The sequence below is a fragment of the Actinacidiphila acididurans genome (assembly GCF_016918855.1).
GTDB classification, from domain to species: Bacteria; Actinomycetota; Actinomycetes; order Streptomycetales; family Streptomycetaceae; genus Actinacidiphila; species Actinacidiphila acididurans.
This window is the reverse complement of sequence record NZ_JADKYB010000007.1, coordinates 74339-89275: the sequence shown is the minus strand read 5'-3', so window position 1 is coordinate 89275 and position 14937 is coordinate 74339. Positions and strand designations below refer to the sequence as shown.

Annotated in this window: 14 protein-coding genes; 7 read left to right on the top strand and 7 right to left on the bottom strand. The window is 74.4% G+C overall.

Features of this window, described 5'->3' with window-relative positions; all coding sequences use genetic code 11:
• Positions 1 to 13: 13 nt before the first annotated feature.
• Genes ITX44_RS14730 through ITX44_RS14705 form a run of 6 tightly spaced genes read right to left on the bottom strand, consistent with a single transcriptional unit; the run spans position 14 to position 8162 of the window.
• Positions 14 to 1243 (bottom strand): glycosyltransferase, encoded by a 1230-nt coding sequence (locus tag ITX44_RS14730; RefSeq protein WP_205357661.1) that lies wholly within the window; start codon positions 1241 to 1243, stop codon positions 14 to 16.
• On the bottom strand, positions 1240 to 2031 hold the full coding sequence (locus tag ITX44_RS14725; RefSeq protein ID WP_236060613.1) for a polysaccharide deacetylase family protein: 792 nt from the start codon (positions 2029 to 2031) through the stop codon (positions 1240 to 1242). The genes ITX44_RS14730 and ITX44_RS14725 overlap by 4 nt, the downstream gene beginning before the upstream one ends.
• Positions 2028 to 3704, bottom strand: a complete 1677-nt coding sequence (locus ITX44_RS14720) for a lipid II flippase MurJ (protein WP_205357660.1) — start codon at positions 3702 to 3704, stop codon at positions 2028 to 2030. Before ITX44_RS14720 ends, ITX44_RS14725 begins: the two co-directional genes overlap by 4 nt.
• Complete coding sequence (locus ITX44_RS14715) at positions 3701 to 5140, bottom strand: O-antigen ligase family protein (protein WP_236060612.1); 1440 nt, start codon at positions 5138 to 5140, stop codon at positions 3701 to 3703. The genes ITX44_RS14720 and ITX44_RS14715 overlap by 4 nt, the downstream gene beginning before the upstream one ends.
• On the bottom strand, positions 5140 to 6792 hold the full coding sequence (locus ITX44_RS14710) for a sugar transferase (protein WP_205357659.1): 1653 nt from the start codon (positions 6790 to 6792) through the stop codon (positions 5140 to 5142). The genes ITX44_RS14715 and ITX44_RS14710 overlap by 1 nt, the downstream gene beginning before the upstream one ends.
• Positions 6789 to 8162: a glycosyltransferase gene (locus ITX44_RS14705; protein ID WP_205357901.1), complete on the bottom strand. Its 1374-nt coding sequence runs from the start codon at positions 8160 to 8162 to the stop codon at positions 6789 to 6791. The genes ITX44_RS14710 and ITX44_RS14705 overlap by 4 nt, the downstream gene beginning before the upstream one ends.
• Positions 8163 to 8409: 247 nt before the next feature.
• Between ITX44_RS14705 and ITX44_RS14700 the strand changes: the two genes are divergently transcribed.
• The 5 genes from ITX44_RS14700 to ITX44_RS14680 all read left to right on the top strand — a co-directional run bounded on the left by ITX44_RS14700 (position 8410) and on the right by ITX44_RS14680 (position 11652).
• A complete protein-coding gene (locus tag ITX44_RS14700) occupies positions 8410 to 8820 on the top strand; it encodes a rodlin (protein WP_205357658.1) in 411 nt (136 codons plus the stop codon).
• A 456-nt stretch (positions 8821 to 9276) separates the two neighbouring features.
• The gene (locus ITX44_RS14695; protein WP_205357657.1) at positions 9277 to 9522 is read left to right on the top strand and encodes a chaplin; all 246 of its coding nucleotides are present in this window, start codon (positions 9277 to 9279) and stop codon (positions 9520 to 9522) included.
• Between the two features lie 154 nt (positions 9523 to 9676).
• Positions 9677 to 10612 (top strand): chaplin, encoded by a 936-nt coding sequence (locus ITX44_RS42610; protein WP_205357656.1) that lies wholly within the window; start codon positions 9677 to 9679, stop codon positions 10610 to 10612.
• 132 nt (positions 10613 to 10744) lie between these two features.
• A complete protein-coding gene (locus ITX44_RS14685; protein WP_205357655.1) occupies positions 10745 to 11089 on the top strand; it encodes a hypothetical protein in 345 nt (114 codons plus the stop codon).
• 155 nt (positions 11090 to 11244) lie between these two features.
• Complete coding sequence (locus ITX44_RS14680; protein WP_205357654.1) at positions 11245 to 11652, top strand: rodlin; 408 nt, start codon at positions 11245 to 11247, stop codon at positions 11650 to 11652.
• Positions 11653 to 11742: 90 nt separating this feature from the next.
• On the opposite strand, the gene ITX44_RS14675 is transcribed toward ITX44_RS14680, so the two are convergent.
• Positions 11743 to 12255 (bottom strand): MarR family winged helix-turn-helix transcriptional regulator, encoded by a 513-nt coding sequence (locus tag ITX44_RS14675; RefSeq protein ID WP_205357653.1) that lies wholly within the window; start codon positions 12253 to 12255, stop codon positions 11743 to 11745.
• Between the two features lie 212 nt (positions 12256 to 12467).
• On the opposite strand from ITX44_RS14675, the gene ITX44_RS14670 reads away from it, so the two are divergent.
• Positions 12468 to 13022, top strand: coding sequence for a dihydrofolate reductase family protein (locus ITX44_RS14670; RefSeq protein WP_205357652.1), 555 nt, complete (start codon positions 12468 to 12470; stop codon positions 13020 to 13022).
• Between the two features lie 211 nt (positions 13023 to 13233).
• Positions 13234 to 14916, top strand: coding sequence for an adenosine deaminase family protein (locus ITX44_RS14665; RefSeq protein ID WP_307795278.1), 1683 nt, complete (start codon positions 13234 to 13236; stop codon positions 14914 to 14916).
• Positions 14917 to 14937: the final 21 nt, after the last annotated feature.

Below are 14937 nucleotides of genomic sequence, written 5' to 3'. Positions count from 1 at the left end.
GTCCTCACTTCCGCTACTTCCTCTCGCCCGAGACCGGCTCCGCCGCCGAGGCAGCGGCGGGCGCCGGGACGACGGGCTGGGCGCCGGGCGGGGCGGTGCCGGGCGAACCGGTGGCCGGGAGCGGGATCGCGGCCGTACGCAGGCGATGGCGGCGGCCGCCCGGCACGGGGACGGCCGCGCTGTAGAGGGCCATCACGCTGCGGGCGGTGCGGGCGATGTCGTAGCGGTCGAGCGCGGCCGGCACGGGCAGCCGCTGCGGCCCCGCGGCGACCCGGGCGCGGATCACGGCTTCCAGGGTCTCGGGCTGGACCCGTAGCGCTCCAGGGGCGTCCGCCGCGGGCAGGTCCTCCACCGCCGGGCAGGACACGTACAGCGCGGGCAGGCCCGCCGCCAGGGCCTCCACCACCGCCAGGCCGAAGGACTCCTCGCGAGAGGGCGAGACGAACAGGTCCATGGCGGCCAGTAGATCGGGCACCTCGTGGCTGCCGGGGTCGGCGATCCGGACCCGCCCGGCGATGCCGAGTTCGTGGACCAGTCGGAGCATGAGCACCTCCTGGGGCCCGTCACCGGCCAGCAGCAGATGGGCGTCGGGAACCGCGGCGACCGCCCGGATCAGCAGGTCGAACCGCTTGTCCGGCACGAAACGGCCCACCCCGCCGACCACGAAGGCGTGCGCCGGCAGGTCCAGCGCCTCCCGGGTGGCGGCGCGGGCGGTCGGGGAGAAGCGGAAGCGGTCCGGGTCGATGCCGTTGGGCGCCAGGTGGATACGCGGCCCGGGGATGCCCCAGGCGTCGAGGCGGTGGGCGACCGTGTCCGAGACGGCGAAGGTGCCCTGACCCAGGCGCTCGGTCGCCAGATACAGCGCCCTGGTGCCGTAATTGAGCGGGCGGCCCTCCATCTGAGTGGCGCCCAGGGAGTGTTCGGTGGCGACCACGCACCGCACCCCGGCCAGCCGCGCCGCGAGCCGGCCGTAGACGCAGGCCCGGTACAGGTGGGTGTGGACGACGTCGTAGCGGCCGGAACGAATGCGGGCGGCCAGTCGCACGAGCGCCGTCACGTCCCGGTTGCCCCTCATGCCGAGGTGGGTGACCGGGACGCCGTCGGCCCTGATCCCGTCCGCGACCGGGCCGGGGTTGGTGAGGGTGACCACCTCGCACTGTGCGGGCAGGTGCCGCACCAGCAGCCGCAATTGCTGCTCGGCGCCGCCGATTCCGAGGCCGGTGATGATGTGCAGGACTTTCATGTGTCGCCTCCTGGCAGAGCGGGCAGGGTGGGGGATTCCGGGTGCCGCTGCGGGCCGTCGGCCGGCGGCGGGTCGTGGAGCACGGGCCGGCGCAGCCGGTGCCGCCAGCGCTTGGCGGCCAGGCGCGGGCCCGTGTCGGCCTGCCCGGCGTAGTCGCGCGGCAGGGCGTGGGTGCCGGCCAGCGGGCCGGGGGCGACCGCGCACGCGTACGCGTAACCCGCCGCCTTCACGGCCGGCAGCACGCGGGCGTCGAGGGCGCCGTAGGGGTAGCAGAAACCGGCCGGCGCGGTGCCGGTCAGGTCCTCGATCCGGCGGCGGCTGCCGCGCACCTCGGCGGTCAGCGACACCTCGTGCAGCCGGGTCAGGTCGCGGTGGAGCAGGCCGTGGGAGCCGATCTCCATCCCGGCGGCGGCGATCTCACGGATGCCGGCCGCGTCCAGCAGGCGTTTGCGGGGGCCGCGCGGGTCCCACACGTTCTCGTCGCCGAGCCGGCCGGGCAGCACGAAGACGGTGGCCGTGTGGCCGCCGGCCAGCAGCAGCGGCAAGGCGTGCGTGCGGAAGTCGTCGTAACCGTCGTCGAAGGTCAGGCCGACCAGGCGCCCCGCGGTGCCGGCCGCATGGGCGGCGAGCAGGTCGCCGACGCCGACCCCGCGCAGGCCGTGCCGGGCCAGCCAGCGCAACTGCCGGGCCAGCCGGCGCGGGCTCACCGTGATCCGGTACGGGTCGTCCCGGCAGTCCCCCACCGAGTGGTACATCAGCGTCCAGGGCGCGTGCCGCGCGGCGGTCATGGGCGGGCCTCCGTTTCCCGGGGCATAGGGGTGCGGGTTTCGGCGTCGCGCCGGGTGCGCGTCGCCCGGACGGCGTGGTGCGTGGCCGCGGCCATGGCGGCGAAGACGGCGGGCACCACCAGGGCGCAGGCGACGGCGGCGGCGAACGGATCGGTGACCGCCGCGGCCATCGCCCATCCGGCGGCGGTCGCGGCAATGGCGGCGGCCAGGGCGCGGGCGGTTCGCGGAGCCATCGCCCGCACCCGTACGGCGACGGTGTGTGCGCCCAGGCCGCGCAGCATCAGGGCGGCGGCAACGGAGATGCCGGCCGCGTTGCCCGCCGCGATTCCGCAGGCGCCCCATGCGTGGACGGCGAGGGCGTCCACGGCCGCGGTCACCATCAGACCCGCGCCCATGGCCGCGGCCGGGTACCAGGTGGGGCGGGCGGCCGAGAAGTACGGCCGCACCAGGGCGCCCACCATGGTCTGCCCGAGCAGGCCCAGCGCGTACACCCGCATCACGGTCGCGGTGGCGGCGGTGTCGGCCGCGCCGAACTCGCCTCGCTGGAACAGCAGCTGCACGATCCGGGGCGCACACGCCACCACATAGGCGGCGCCCAGCAGCACCACCGCACAGGCAAGCGTCAGGTCGCGCTCCACCCGCCGCCGGGCCGCCCGCCGGTCACCCGCCGCCATGGCGCCCGACACCACCGGAAAGGTGACCGTGCACACCATGAGGGAGGCCACCATCGGTACCTGGGCCACTTTCTGGGCGTAATTGAGGTGCGAGATCGCCCCGGCGGGCAAGGGCGCGGCGAAGAACCGTTCCACCAGCACCTGCGCCTGCCGGCCGAGCGTGAAGATGAGGACCGGGGCGAGAAGGGCGGCGCGCAGGGGCTCGGGCAGCGGTCGCGGGGCGGGGGCCGCATACGGCCCGGGAGCGGGTACGGCAGCGGTGGCGGTCGGATGCGCGGTCCGGGTGCGGCCGCGCAGCTCCCGTACGGCGGCGGGAAGCTGCACCGCCACCATCAGGGCGCCCCCGACGGCCACGCCCGCGGCGGCGGCGCGGACCCCGAGGCTGCTGTGAAGGGCGAACAGGGCGGCGACGATGCCCGCGTTGTAGGCGACGTAAATCGCGGCGGGCGCCAGGAAGCGGCGGTGGGCGCGCAGCGCGGCACTGAGGTAGCCGGCCAGGCCGAAGGTGAGGACGGTGACGGCGGTCAGCCGGGTGCAGGTGACCGCGTCGGCAGGGTCGGCCAGCCCCGGCGCCAGCACCCGTACCACCCAGGGCGCACCGATCGCGAGAGCCGCCGTGAGTGCCCCCAGCAGCGTCAGCAGCCGCGGCAGAGTGGCACGTACGAGCGCGCGCACGTCCCCGCCGCGGGCCAGCACCCCGCTGAAGGCCGGCACCATCACCAGCGCCATGGCGTCCTCGATGAGCACGGTCGCCGCCACCTCGGGCACCGTCCAGGCGACCAGGAACGCGTCGCTCTGCGCCCCGGCGCCGAAGAGGTGCGCGACGGTCTGGTCGCGGAAAAGCCCGAGCACCGAACCGGCGGCGGTCAGCCCGGCGGTGACTCCCGCGGCCCGCGCCAGCCCCTGGGGCGGGGCAGTCTGCTGCTTCTCGCCACCGGGCGACCGGTTCTCGTGGAGGGCGGCTCCAGCGGCGGCAGCGGCCAGATCCGTACCGCTCATCGCGCCCGCCCGTCGTGCGGATCGAGCGCCCACCAGGCGGCCAGGCCCAGCACGGTGGACGTCAGCACGGTGACGGGGCCGCCGATGTCCGCGTAGAGGAAGTCCACGCAGGTCCACACCAGCAGCCCGACCGCGGCCAACCCGACACCATTGCGCCGGTCGGCGCCTAGGCCGCGTACGGCGGGGGGTCCGCCACGGGCCCTCGCCAGGCGGGCGACGGACAGGGTGAGCAGGCCCAGCCAGCAGCCGGTGAGGAGGGTGCAGCCCAGCAGGCCCTGTTCGGAGAGGGCGAGCAGGTACATGTTGTGCGGGGACAGCAGCGGCTCGCGGACGAAGGACTGGCCCGCGCCCGCGGTGTCGCTGGCCGCGGACAGGGCGAGGGAGGCGTGGGTGTCGCGTTCGGCGGGGAAGCGCTTGAGGCCGACGCCCAGTGCCGGGTGTTCGCGCCACACGGCGACCGCGGCCGACCAGAGCGCGTAACGGTCGGTCACGGAGTGGTCGGGGGCGTCGGTGACCTGGGTGATGCTGGTGAGGCGGTCGCTGAGCAGCCGCGAGCCGACGCCCAGGCCACCGGTCAGCAGCACCGCACATGCGGCGGCCGCGGCCAGGATCCGTACCGCCCGGCGCCGCCCGGCCAGCGGCACGACCGCCGCAATGGCGACAGCCGTGGCGATCCACGTACCGCGGCTGAAGGAGACGGCCAGCGGCACCACGAGTGCGACAGCGCAGGCGAGCGCGGCGGGCCGCACCCAGCGGGCGCGGCCTGGGACGAGCGCGTAACAGACCGCGATCACCAGGCCGTACGCCACCACCGTCGCCATGCCCATGATGTCGGAGGGGCCGAAGGTGCCCACCGCCCGTACGTCGCGGCCCATGTACGAGGCGCCGGTGCCGGTGGCGTACTGCCACGTGCCGACCGTGCCTTGTACGAGGGCCAGGCCCACCACGGCGGTGGCGAGCACGTCGGCGTCCCGCCGGTCGCGCACCGTAAGCACAATGGCGGCCGGCACCAGGACGAACACCTGGGCGTACCGCAGGAATCCGGCTGCCCCGAGCACCGGGTCGACGTCGGTGACCGCCGCGGCGGCGAAACCCAGCAACGGCGCCCCCAGCAGCGCCGCCGCGGCCGGACTCAGCACCCGCCGCCGTTGCCGCAGCAGCCGGAGCGCGCAGGTCACCACCAGGACGGCGGAAGCCGCGTCGGCCGGGGTGACCTTGCCCGAGGCCGACACGTCACCGGGCGCGACCGGCACGGCCAGCAGCGCGATCGTGGCGAGCGCGGGCAGCAACGGGAGCAGGCGGGCGAGCCGGAGCCGTACGGTCGCGGGAATCGGAGGGGGGAGTACCGAGCCTCCGGACGACGCACAGGTGCCGGAATTCCCGCCCGTCGCCATGGACGCTGCGGAAGCGCGGGCGGCGGCAGCCGTGGGCGTCATCAGCTGCCGCCAAACCGGAAGACGGCCGCGACCGTGCGCAGCAGAAGGGTGACGTCCTGCCAGAGGGACCAGGTGTCGATGTAGTGGTTGTCGAAGCGGGCCCGGTCGGCGATGGAAGTGTCGCCGCGCAGCCCGTTGACCTGGGCGAGGCCGGTGATCCCGGCGGGCATCCGGCGGCGGTCCCGGTAGCCGGGGTGGGTCCGCTCGAACTCGCGGACGAAGTGCGGGCGTTCCGGGCGCGGCCCGACCAGGCTCATGTCGCCGCGCAGCACGTTCCAGAGCTGTGGCAGCTCGTCCATCGAGGTCTTGCGCAGGAGACGGCCCACCGCGCTGATCCGGGGGTCGCCGACGACCGTCCAGCGGGTCGCGGACTCCTGCTCGTCGCTCGGCCGCAGCGTGCGGAACTTCAGCAGGATGAACGGCCGCCCGCCCAGCCCGATCCGTTCCTGGCGGAACAGCACGCCGGGCCCGTCGGCGAGGCGGACGGCCAGCGCACAGGCGGCGAGCACGGGCGTGAGCACCAGGAGCGCGGTCCCGGCGGCGGCCGCGTCCAGGGCTCGTTTGGCCAGCCGGGCGGGTCGGGCGCCGGTCCGCTGCCACGGGTAGGGCGACGGCTCCAGCGGGTGGCACGCGAAGCCCCACAGGTGACCGCGCCGGTGCCGGGAAGCCGTGCCGGCGGCGGGCGGAGCGCTCAGGTGCCACAGGTGGCAGCCGCGCAGCCCCAGCAGCCGTACGGCCGTGGCGGTGCGGTGATCCAGCGCCTCCGGGCCCACCACCAGGGCGTGCCGTACGGCGCCCCGGACGACCGCGCTGGTCAGGTCACCGTGACCGGTCAGCAGGAGGAGGGGCGGCAACTGCGGCGCATGGGCTTGCGACTGCGGCTCGGCGGCGGGGGCGGGGAAGGCGGCGACCAGGGGACGTAGCGGTGGGTCGGCCGCGGGGGCGGGCGCCATTGTGGTGGCGGCCGGTGCGGAAGCGGCCATCTGGGCGGCGGGTACGGGCGCCGGGGTGCCGGGGACGACCAGGCCGTACGGGCGCATCCCGTACTCGGGATGGGCGAGCAGGGCGGCGGCGATCCGGCGTACGGCCGGGAGCGGGCCGATGATCAGGGCGCCGCCGGGATGGCGGCGGGCGTACCCGCGCTGGATCGCGTAGGAAACGGCCCGCAGCAGGCAGGCGGCGACCGCGGTCACGGTGACCGCGACGAGCAGGGCGGCCCAGCCTAGGGCGCGGCCCGGGTCAGCGGCCGCGACCATGGCGGCGGCCGGGGCCCACGCCATTGCGGCGCGCACCGCCAGGGCAGGCACCTCATCCAGCGCAGAGGGCGCGAACGTCCGCTCGTACAGCCCCGCCCGGCGGTTCGCCAGCAGGAACACGGCCACCGTGGGACCGACGGCGTACGCCCCGGCGCCCGGGCCCAGCGGCCACGCCCCGGCGAGCACCGCGGCGCAGTCCATGGCGGCCGCCGGGAGCCCGGGGTGCCGTAGGCCGAATCCCGCCGCCCTGCGCTGTCCGGCCGGCCCGCGCGGGGTGGACGCACCCGGGGCGACGGGTTGGTGCGGCGGACGGGGTGCGCGCCGGGAGGCCGCGGCAATGGGCGCGGGTGCCGGGCCGGGGGCGGGCGGGGGGACGCGGGTGGTGTCCCTGGTCATCGCGGGGCGGCCTTCTCCCGCTCGACGGCCCGCGGCCGGGGGAGGCCGAGCAGGCCGGCGTAGAGGGCGGTGACCGCAGCGGTCGATCTTCGGACGTCATGGCGTTCGCGGACATGGGCCAGGGCACGGGAGGAGGCGGCGGTGCGCAGCTCCGGACCGGCAAGCAGCCGCGACAAGGCGGCGGCCAGGGCGCTTGGATCGTCCACCGGCACCACGCAGTACGCGGCATCGGCCGGTGGCAGGCTTTCGCGGGCGCCCGCGGTGTCGGTGACCACCACCGGACGACCGCAGGCCATCGCCTCCAGCGGCGCCAGCGCCATGCCCTCCCACCGGGACGGGAGCACCACCACGTCGGCGGCCCGGTACCAGGGCAGCGGGTCCACCGCCCCGGCCAGGAGCACCTGAGGCGGTGCCAGGAGCCGGAGCCGGTCGCGGTCGGGGCCGTCGCCGACCAGGACCAGCCGGGCGTCCGGCACCCGGGCGGTCACCTCGGGCCAGGCGCGCAGCAGCAGGTCCTGGCCTTTCTGGTGGCACAGGCGGCCGACACAGACGACGAGGGGGGCATCGGGGTCGACCGAGGCGGGGCCGGCCTGGGTGTCGGTGTCGGTGTCGGCGGCAGGGAGGGCGTGGGCTGCCTGCCCGGGTTCGGCCGCGTTCTCACCCGCCCCTGCTCTCCGCGCTCCCCCGGCCTTTTCCGCCGCCATGGTGACGGGCAAGGCGGCGCGCAGTGCGGCGCGTTCGCCGGAGTCGGCGGGCGTGAAGCGGGTCGTGTCGACGCCGTTGGGCACCACGGTCCAGGCGCCGCGGATGCGGTGTGCCTCGCCCGAGGCGCGTTCGGCGCCGCTGACGCACAGCACGCAGTCGGTCCAGCCGGCGGCGGCCCAGCGTTCCCACCGCAGGGCGGCGCGGCCGACGGCGCCGCCGACCTCGTAGGACCAGGCGTGCGGCTGGAACACGGTGGGCAGGGCGCCGCGGGCGGCGAGCCGTCCGGCCAGGCCGGCCTTGGCGCTGTGCAGGTGGAGCAGGTCGGGACGCAGCCGGTGGATCAGGCGACGGGCGGCGCGGACCTCGGTGAGCAGGGCGGGGCCGGGGGAGCGACGGGCGTTCCACCGTACGACCTCGGCACCGGCCCGGGCGGCGGTCTCCGGCAGGGAACCGAGCGGGCCGCGGTGCGGGTGAGCGTGCGGGTCCGGGCGGAGGTCCGGACCGGTGAGGGGGCCGGGGCCCGGCGGGCAGGCGACCACCACGCGCGCGCCGGCCCGTACCTGGGCGCGTACCAGATCGGTGACGACACGGGCGACACCGCCTTCGACCGGCTGGGACATGTGGAGCACCGTCAGCCCGGCGAGGGCGGGGTGGGTGTGCGGCATCGCGCCGTTCTCGCTTTCCTGGACCACCGCGAAACAGGAATGCACGCTGGCACGAGCCGGGCGGTAAATCACGTAAGACGCGCGCCGGTACGCCTATCGAGATTTCGTATGAAGATCGGATGATCAGGAATCGTGGGGTCGTCGACCGGTATCCATTCGGGTGACGCCCCATTACCAACGGCCATCCGGGGGGTTGGTCAGGTCAACCCTGGTACCGGGGAAAAGTACTCGTCAGAAGGACCCCTCCGTGATCAAGAAGATCTTCGCCACGGCCGCCGTCGCCGCGTCCATCGCGGGCGTGTCGGCCACGGTCGCGCCGTCGGCCATGGCCATCGGCAACGAAGGCGGCACCACCACCACCAATGGCAACGGTGCCGGGCAGTACTACGGCAACACGAACACCAGCGGCTACATGAGCCCGCAGTTCGCGCTCATCGCCGGCTCGCTCAACAAGCCCTGCGTCGCCCTGCCGGCCAAGGCCAACCTCGGCTCGCTCATCGGTCTGGTCCCGATCGGCGTCGAGGACCTCAATGTGCTGTCCTCGCCGCAGAACCAGCAGTGCTCGGAGAACTCCACCGAGTCCAAGGGCGACGAGCCGCTCTCGCACATCCTGGACGACATCCCGCTGCTGTCCGGCAACGGCACCGGCAACCACTGAGTCCCGGTTCCGTACCGCCCCCGGGCGGTCCCGGTCCGCCGTACGCCCCGCCGCCGACATGCGCCGTCGGCGGCGGTCCTTCCCGGACGAGCGGCCGGCCGGGGTCGGCGCGGTGGCGTACGGAAACCTTTCTCCCGGCCTTCGGAGGCCGATCCCGATGCCATTCCCGTCGCCATTCCCGGGGGTGTTCCCGCGGTGGTTCCGGCACCTTTCCCCGGCCGATCCGCGGTAATTTCCCTCCTTCCACCCGTGACCTTTTCGGCGCCCGCGCATTACGCCGACCCGGCCACCCTCCATTCGAGTGGATCGTGTGCGACTGGCCCTTCCGGGGAGTTGCCTGCGACTTCCGTGGTCGTTAGCCCGGCGGTAGCGGTGTTCACGGACACGCGAGTACGTGGCCGGCCGGCACGAAAGTCGTGGCGGTGTCAGGCGCCGCTGAGAAAAGGGAGTTCTACCGTGAAGTACTCGAAGATCGCGGCCGTCGCTGCCGGCACGATGATGGCGATGGGCGCCGCCGCCCCCGCGTTCGCCGACGCGGGCGCGCAGGGTGCCGCCGCGCAGTCCCCGGGTGTGCTGTCCGGCAACGAGGTCCAGGCCCCGATCCACGTCCCCGTCGGCCTGTGCGGCGACACCGTCGACGTCGTCGGCCTGCTGAACCCGTCGTTCGGCAGCACCTGCCTCAACGCGAGCACCACCAACTGACGCCTGCCCACCCGGCGCGGCCCGACCAGGGCCCGCCGACCGGGCCCTGGTCGGGCCGCCCCGGGAGCGCCGGTAAGTACGGGCGCCGGGGCGGTGCGTCGCAGTCCTGCCGAGCAGTCATCTGTCCGGCACACCTGAGCGGAGAAAAGAGTCGATGCGACACATCCTGAGCCGGAGCATGCTCACCGTCGCTGCCGCGAGCAGCATCCTGGCCGTGACGGGTGGCTACGCCACCGCGGATTCCGACGCCCAGGCCGGTGCCGTCGGCTCGCCGGGCCTGCTGTCCGGCAACACCGTCTCGGCGCCCATCGACGTGCCCGTCAACGCCTGTGGCGACACGATCGACGTGGTCGGCCTGGGCAACGCGGCCTTCGGCGACAACTGCGGGAACGTCTCGCAGAGCCACGCCGCCGGCACCCAGGCCTCGGCGCCGTCCGGGACGTCGTCCTCTGGGTCCACCGGGTCCACCGGGTCCTCGGGGGCTTCGGGTTCGTCCGCGGCCTCGGGGCCGGCGCCTTCCGGTACGTCCGGATCCTCGGCCACCGGGTCCTCCGGCGCCTCCGGTTCCGGCCCGGCCACGAACTCCGGGACGCCGGCACAGAGCGCGCTGCCCGGCACCGGCGCCCTGAGCGGCGGCGGTTCGTACGGCGCGGGAGCCACCAGCCAGAGCCTCACCGAGGGATCGCCCGGCGTGCTGTCGGGCAACTCGGTGGACGTGCCCGTGCACGTACCGGTCAACGCGTGCGGCGACACCGTGGACATCGTCGGCCTGCTGAACCCGACCATGGGCAGCTCGTGCGGGAACGTCTCGCAGGGCTCCTCGGTGAGCACCCCGCCGGCCACGCCCCAGCAGCCGTCCGCGCCGCCCGTCAACCCCGGCGGGCCGAAGGTGCCCGCCCCGGTGGTGACGCACCAGCCCGCCCCGTACGCGGCCCCGCCGGCGGCGCACCGGATCGATGAGCCGCGGCTCGCGGACACCGGCTTCGACGGTCGTACGGCCTACGCCGCGGGCGCGAGTGGTGCGGTGCTGCTGGCCGGCGGCCTGCTCCTCTTCCGGCGCGCGGGGCGCCGGGCCGCGCACGCCCGCTGATCGGCGCCTTTCGGGTGATTGTCCGGATAGTCGTTAACGCGTCGTCTCCGTTGCCACCCGCGGTCGTTGTCCATGTCGGAAGGCTCGAATGATCTGGGCGCCGGCTACCGAAAGCTACTGAAAGGGTGGCAAGTGAAGTACTCGAAGGTTGCAGTGGTCGTGGCCGGCTCCGTGATGGCGGTCGGTGCGGGTGCCCCCGCCTTCGCCGACAGCCACGCGGCCCCGGTGCCCACCAGCATCAATGGCGGTGTCGACGAACTCGTCCAGGCCCAGCTGGTGCAGAAGGCCGTGGACGGCACGCACGTCGAGGGCGCCCTGGGCACCGCCGGCAAGGCCGCGCGGACCCTGCAGGGCAACGCGGGCGCCGGCGCCCTGCTGAGCCAGGCGACCGGTGCCACCCGGGGCGGGCTGCCCGCCCTGCTGGGCGGCCTGCCCGTCGCCTCGCTGCTCAGCGGCGGTCTCCCGCTCGCCGGCTGACCCCGGGCCGGCGGCCGTACGCGAACCCGTACCCGCCGTGCCCCTCCGGTCCTCCGTCGGAGTGAAAGGCCGGAACCAAACCCCCAGTGAGCGGTTGACCAGATCGCTCCTGACCTTCCAGAACCATGCATTCAGGCACCAAACGAGGGACAACCATGATCAAGAAGATGCTTGCCGGTGCTGCGCTCGCCGCCTCCGTCGTAGCCATGGGCGCCACCGCGTCCCCGGCCATGGCGATCGGCAACGACGAGGGCACCACGACGGTGAACGGCAACGGCGCCACGCAGGCGTACGGCAACACCGCGACCGGCGGCACCGAGAGCCCGGAGCTCGGCCTGGTCCAGGGCAGTCTGAACAAGCCCTGCGTCGGCCTGCCGGTCAAGGCGAACGCCGGTTCCCTCATCGGCGCCATCCCGGTCACCGCCCAGGACCTCAACGTGCTGGCCTCGCCGCAGAACGAGCAGTGCGCCGAGAACTCCACCCAGGCCAAGGGCGACGAGCCGCTGTCCCACCTCCTGGACAACATCCCGGTGCTCTCCGCCAACGGTGTCGCCAACCACTGATCCCGCGCCACCTTTTTGTGCGGGCCGCCGGCCTCTTCCTCTGCCGGCGGCCCGCTTTCCGTATGTGCGCGACCGCTGCCCGGGCCCCGCTCACGGCTGCGGAGTCGCGGTCCGCTCGGTCGGGGGCCGGTTCCGTACCGCGTCGAAGGCGGCCGGCAGGATCGCCCCGGACGCCAGCCCGGTCAGCAGTTGGTGCAGCACCCGGCGTTCGGCCGCGGTGAGTTCGGCGAGCGCGCGCTCGCCGAGCCCCTCCAGTCGGCCATTGGCCACGCCCAGCACCTTCCGCCCGTCTTCGGTGACGGCCACGACACAGCGGCGCCGGTCCAGTGGATCGCGGGATCTGGCCACATATCCCGCGCGTTCCAGATGGTCCAGGCTGCTGACCATGGTGGCCGGGTCGATCCGCAGACGCGCCCCGAGCGCCAGCTGCACGGTCGGACCGTTGTCGGCCAGTGCCTGGAGCACGCTGTAGTGGCGAGCCCGCAGGCCCAGTCCGCCCAGGCCGTCCTCGCAGAGCCGGAACACCGCCTGCCCCAGCTTCAGCAGCAGCCAGACCGTGTGGTCGGCCGCCGACCCCGCCACCAGCGGGGGCGTTTCTGGCATCGTTCACCTTCCTTCTTTCTCACGTGCTCGTGTGTGTGCGGGCCCGGGTGCGAACCGCTGGCCGCCGGGCGGGGGCTGCGGCGGCGCGGTCGCGCGGGCTCTGTTCTCTCGATACCCGAGAATAACTGTGTGTAACCATCGCGTGCGGTGGGTAATCACGGTCCTGTGGATTGCCGGGGTGGATTGTCGGAGGGCCCGGTTAGTCTGCGGCGATGGCGAAGACCACGTACTACACGGCCACGAGCGTGGACGGCTTCATCGCGGACGAACGGAACTCGCTGGACTGGCTCTTCGAAGTGGCGGGCGGGGCCGAGGGCTTCGGGGAGTTCTTCGCGGGCGTGGGAGCGTTCGCGATGGGCGCGACGACATACACATGGGTGCTCGAACACGAGGAGGTGGTGGCACGGCCGGAGAAATGGCGCGAGTGGTACGGATCCACGCCGAGTTGGGTGTTCAGCCACCGGGAACTGCCGGTGGTGCCCGGTGCGGACATCCGCTTCGTGCGCGGTGACGTACGGCCCGTGCACGCGGAGATGGCCGCGGCGGCGGGGGACAGGACCATCTGGATCGTGGGTGGCGGCGAACTGGCGGGGGCCTTCGCCGACCACGGCCTGCTGGACGAACTCGTCCTCGGGGTCGCCCCGGTGACGCTCGGCGCCGGCGCTCCGCTCCTGCCCCGGCGGCTCACCTCGGCCCGGCTCGCCCTGACCGACGTCACGCGGTCCGGCCAGTTCGCGCAGCTCACCTACGCGGTCGGGCGCGGCTGAGCACGGTGGTCAACCCGGCGCCGGCCAGCTCACCCTGACGAGGGGCCGCGGCTCCGACCGTCCGCGCGGGGACGGGGTGGACCGCGGTCACCGGCAAGGGTGAACCTCGATCGCCTGGGAGGCGCGCCGGCGTCCCCCAGGAGGGTGGAAGCCGAGCCACGGTCCGGCTTGTCATGGCGGGGAAGCGCGGCGCCGGTGCTGATCATGCCGTGTGATCTTCGACATCCGTCAGGCCGTATCGCGGCGCCGGGCGGCGGCGTCCGCGGGCATCGCCTGTCTCGCGCTGCTGACCCTGCTCACGACGTCCCCGGCCGCCGCCCGGCCGCCCCTGGACAACACTCTGCGCCCGGCGGCGGTCCCGGTGGTGCCCGTGCCCCCGGCGTCACCCGCCGACGTGCGCCCGGTGACGGCTGCCGAGCAGCGGGTCGACGCCCGCCTGCGCGGGATCCAGGGCCGGCCGGCGACGCTGCGGGCGTTCTTCCAGGCACTGCCCAAGGGCGGTGACCTGGCCGGCGACCTGCCGGGGGCGGTGAGCACGGACTTCCTGCTGGGCCTGGCCCAGAGCGACGGACTGTGCGTGGACAAGGCCACCCTCACCGCGGTGGATCCGCCGTGCGCGGCGGGCACCCGGCCGGCGGCGCAGGCACGTACCGACCGGGCGTTCCACGACGCGATCGTGCGGGCCTGGTCGATGCAGGACTTCCCGGCCCCGCAGCCTGCGGAGTCGAAGCGGTCCGGGCGGCCCCGGCAGTCGGGGGACCCCGAGCGGTCCGGGCGCGACCACTTCTTCGGCGCCTTCCGGAAGTTCGGGGAGGTGGCCCGGCGGCACCGGGGCGCGATGGCCGCCGCGGTCGCGGACGACCTGGCCCGGCAGAACCAGTTGTATCTGGAGACCATGGTCACCCCGGCGTCCGGCGGGACCGCGGCGCTCGCCAAGGACGTGGGCTGGGACGACGACCTGGCCCGGCTGCGCGGCAAACTGCTGGCCGGCGGGCGGATGGACGCGCTCGTGGACCAGGCGCGGGCCGAGGCGGACGCGGCGGACGAGGAGTTCCGCGCCACCGGGCACTGCGGCACCGCGCAGGCCGCGCCCGGCTGCGGGGTCACCGTCCGGTGGATCGCCCAGGTCCCGCGCGGCGGCACGCCCCAGCAGGTCTTCACGCAGATGGCGCTGGGCATGCAACTGGCGCAGCGCGACCCGCGGTTCGTCGCCGTCGACCTGACGCAGCCCGAGGACGGCGCGGTGGCGCTGCGCGACTACCGGCTGCAGATGCGCATGCTGGACTACCTGCACGGCGTCTACCCGCGGGCGCACATCACCCTGCACGCCGGTGAACTCGTCCCCGGCCTGGACCGGCCCGAGGACCTCACCTTCCACATCCACGACGCGGTGCTGACCGGACACGCCGAACGCGTCGGTGGCGGCGTGGACCTGACCCACGAGACCGGCTGGCAGGCACTGGCCCGCACCATGGCGCAGCGGCACATCGCGGTCGAGGTGCCGTTCACCGCCGACGCCCGGTTGCTCGGCGTCAAGGCCGCCGACCACCCCTTCCGTACGTACCGGGCCTACGGCGTCCCCGTCGTGCTCGCCACCGACGCCCCGGGGGTGTCGCGCACCGACATCACCCAGGAGTACGAGTACGCCGCAGTCACCTACGGCCTGACGTATCCCCAGCTCAAGGACCTGGCGCGGGCCTCGCTTGAATACGCCTTCCTGCCCGGCCACAGCCTGTGGCGCACCCCGGGCCGGTTCACCGAGGCGGCCGCCCCCTGCACACTCGGCAAGCCGAGCGTCCCCTGCGGCCTCTTCCTGGCCGACAACCCCAAGGCCGCGCTCCAGTGGCAGCAGGAACTCGCCTTCGCAGCCTTCGAGCGTACGCACAACGCCTGATCCGCCGTGACCGGGCGCCGT

Coding starts and splice junctions, on each gene's coding strand:
- ITX44_RS14670 (WP_205357652.1), top strand. CDS start 12,468: ATGGCGAAGACCACGTACTACACGGCCACGAGCGTGGACGGCTTCATC.
- ITX44_RS14720 (WP_205357660.1), bottom strand. CDS start 3,704: ATGAGCGGTACGGATCTGGCCGCTGCCGCCGCTGGAGCCGCCCTCCAC.
- ITX44_RS14675 (WP_205357653.1), bottom strand. CDS start 12,255: ATGCCAGAAACGCCCCCGCTGGTGGCGGGGTCGGCGGCCGACCACACG.
- ITX44_RS42610 (WP_205357656.1), top strand. CDS start 9,677: ATGCGACACATCCTGAGCCGGAGCATGCTCACCGTCGCTGCCGCGAGC.
- ITX44_RS14730 (WP_205357661.1), bottom strand. CDS start 1,243: ATGAAAGTCCTGCACATCATCACCGGCCTCGGAATCGGCGGCGCCGAG.
- ITX44_RS14715 (WP_236060612.1), bottom strand. CDS start 5,140: ATGACGCCCACGGCTGCCGCCGCCCGCGCTTCCGCAGCGTCCATGGCG.
- ITX44_RS14710 (WP_205357659.1), bottom strand. CDS start 6,792: ATGACCAGGGACACCACCCGCGTCCCCCCGCCCGCCCCCGGCCCGGCA.
- ITX44_RS14680 (WP_205357654.1), top strand. CDS start 11,245: ATGATCAAGAAGATGCTTGCCGGTGCTGCGCTCGCCGCCTCCGTCGTA.
- ITX44_RS14705 (WP_205357901.1), bottom strand. CDS start 8,162: ATGCCGCACACCCACCCCGCCCTCGCCGGGCTGACGGTGCTCCACATG.
- ITX44_RS14725 (WP_236060613.1), bottom strand. CDS start 2,031: ATGACCGCCGCGCGGCACGCGCCCTGGACGCTGATGTACCACTCGGTG.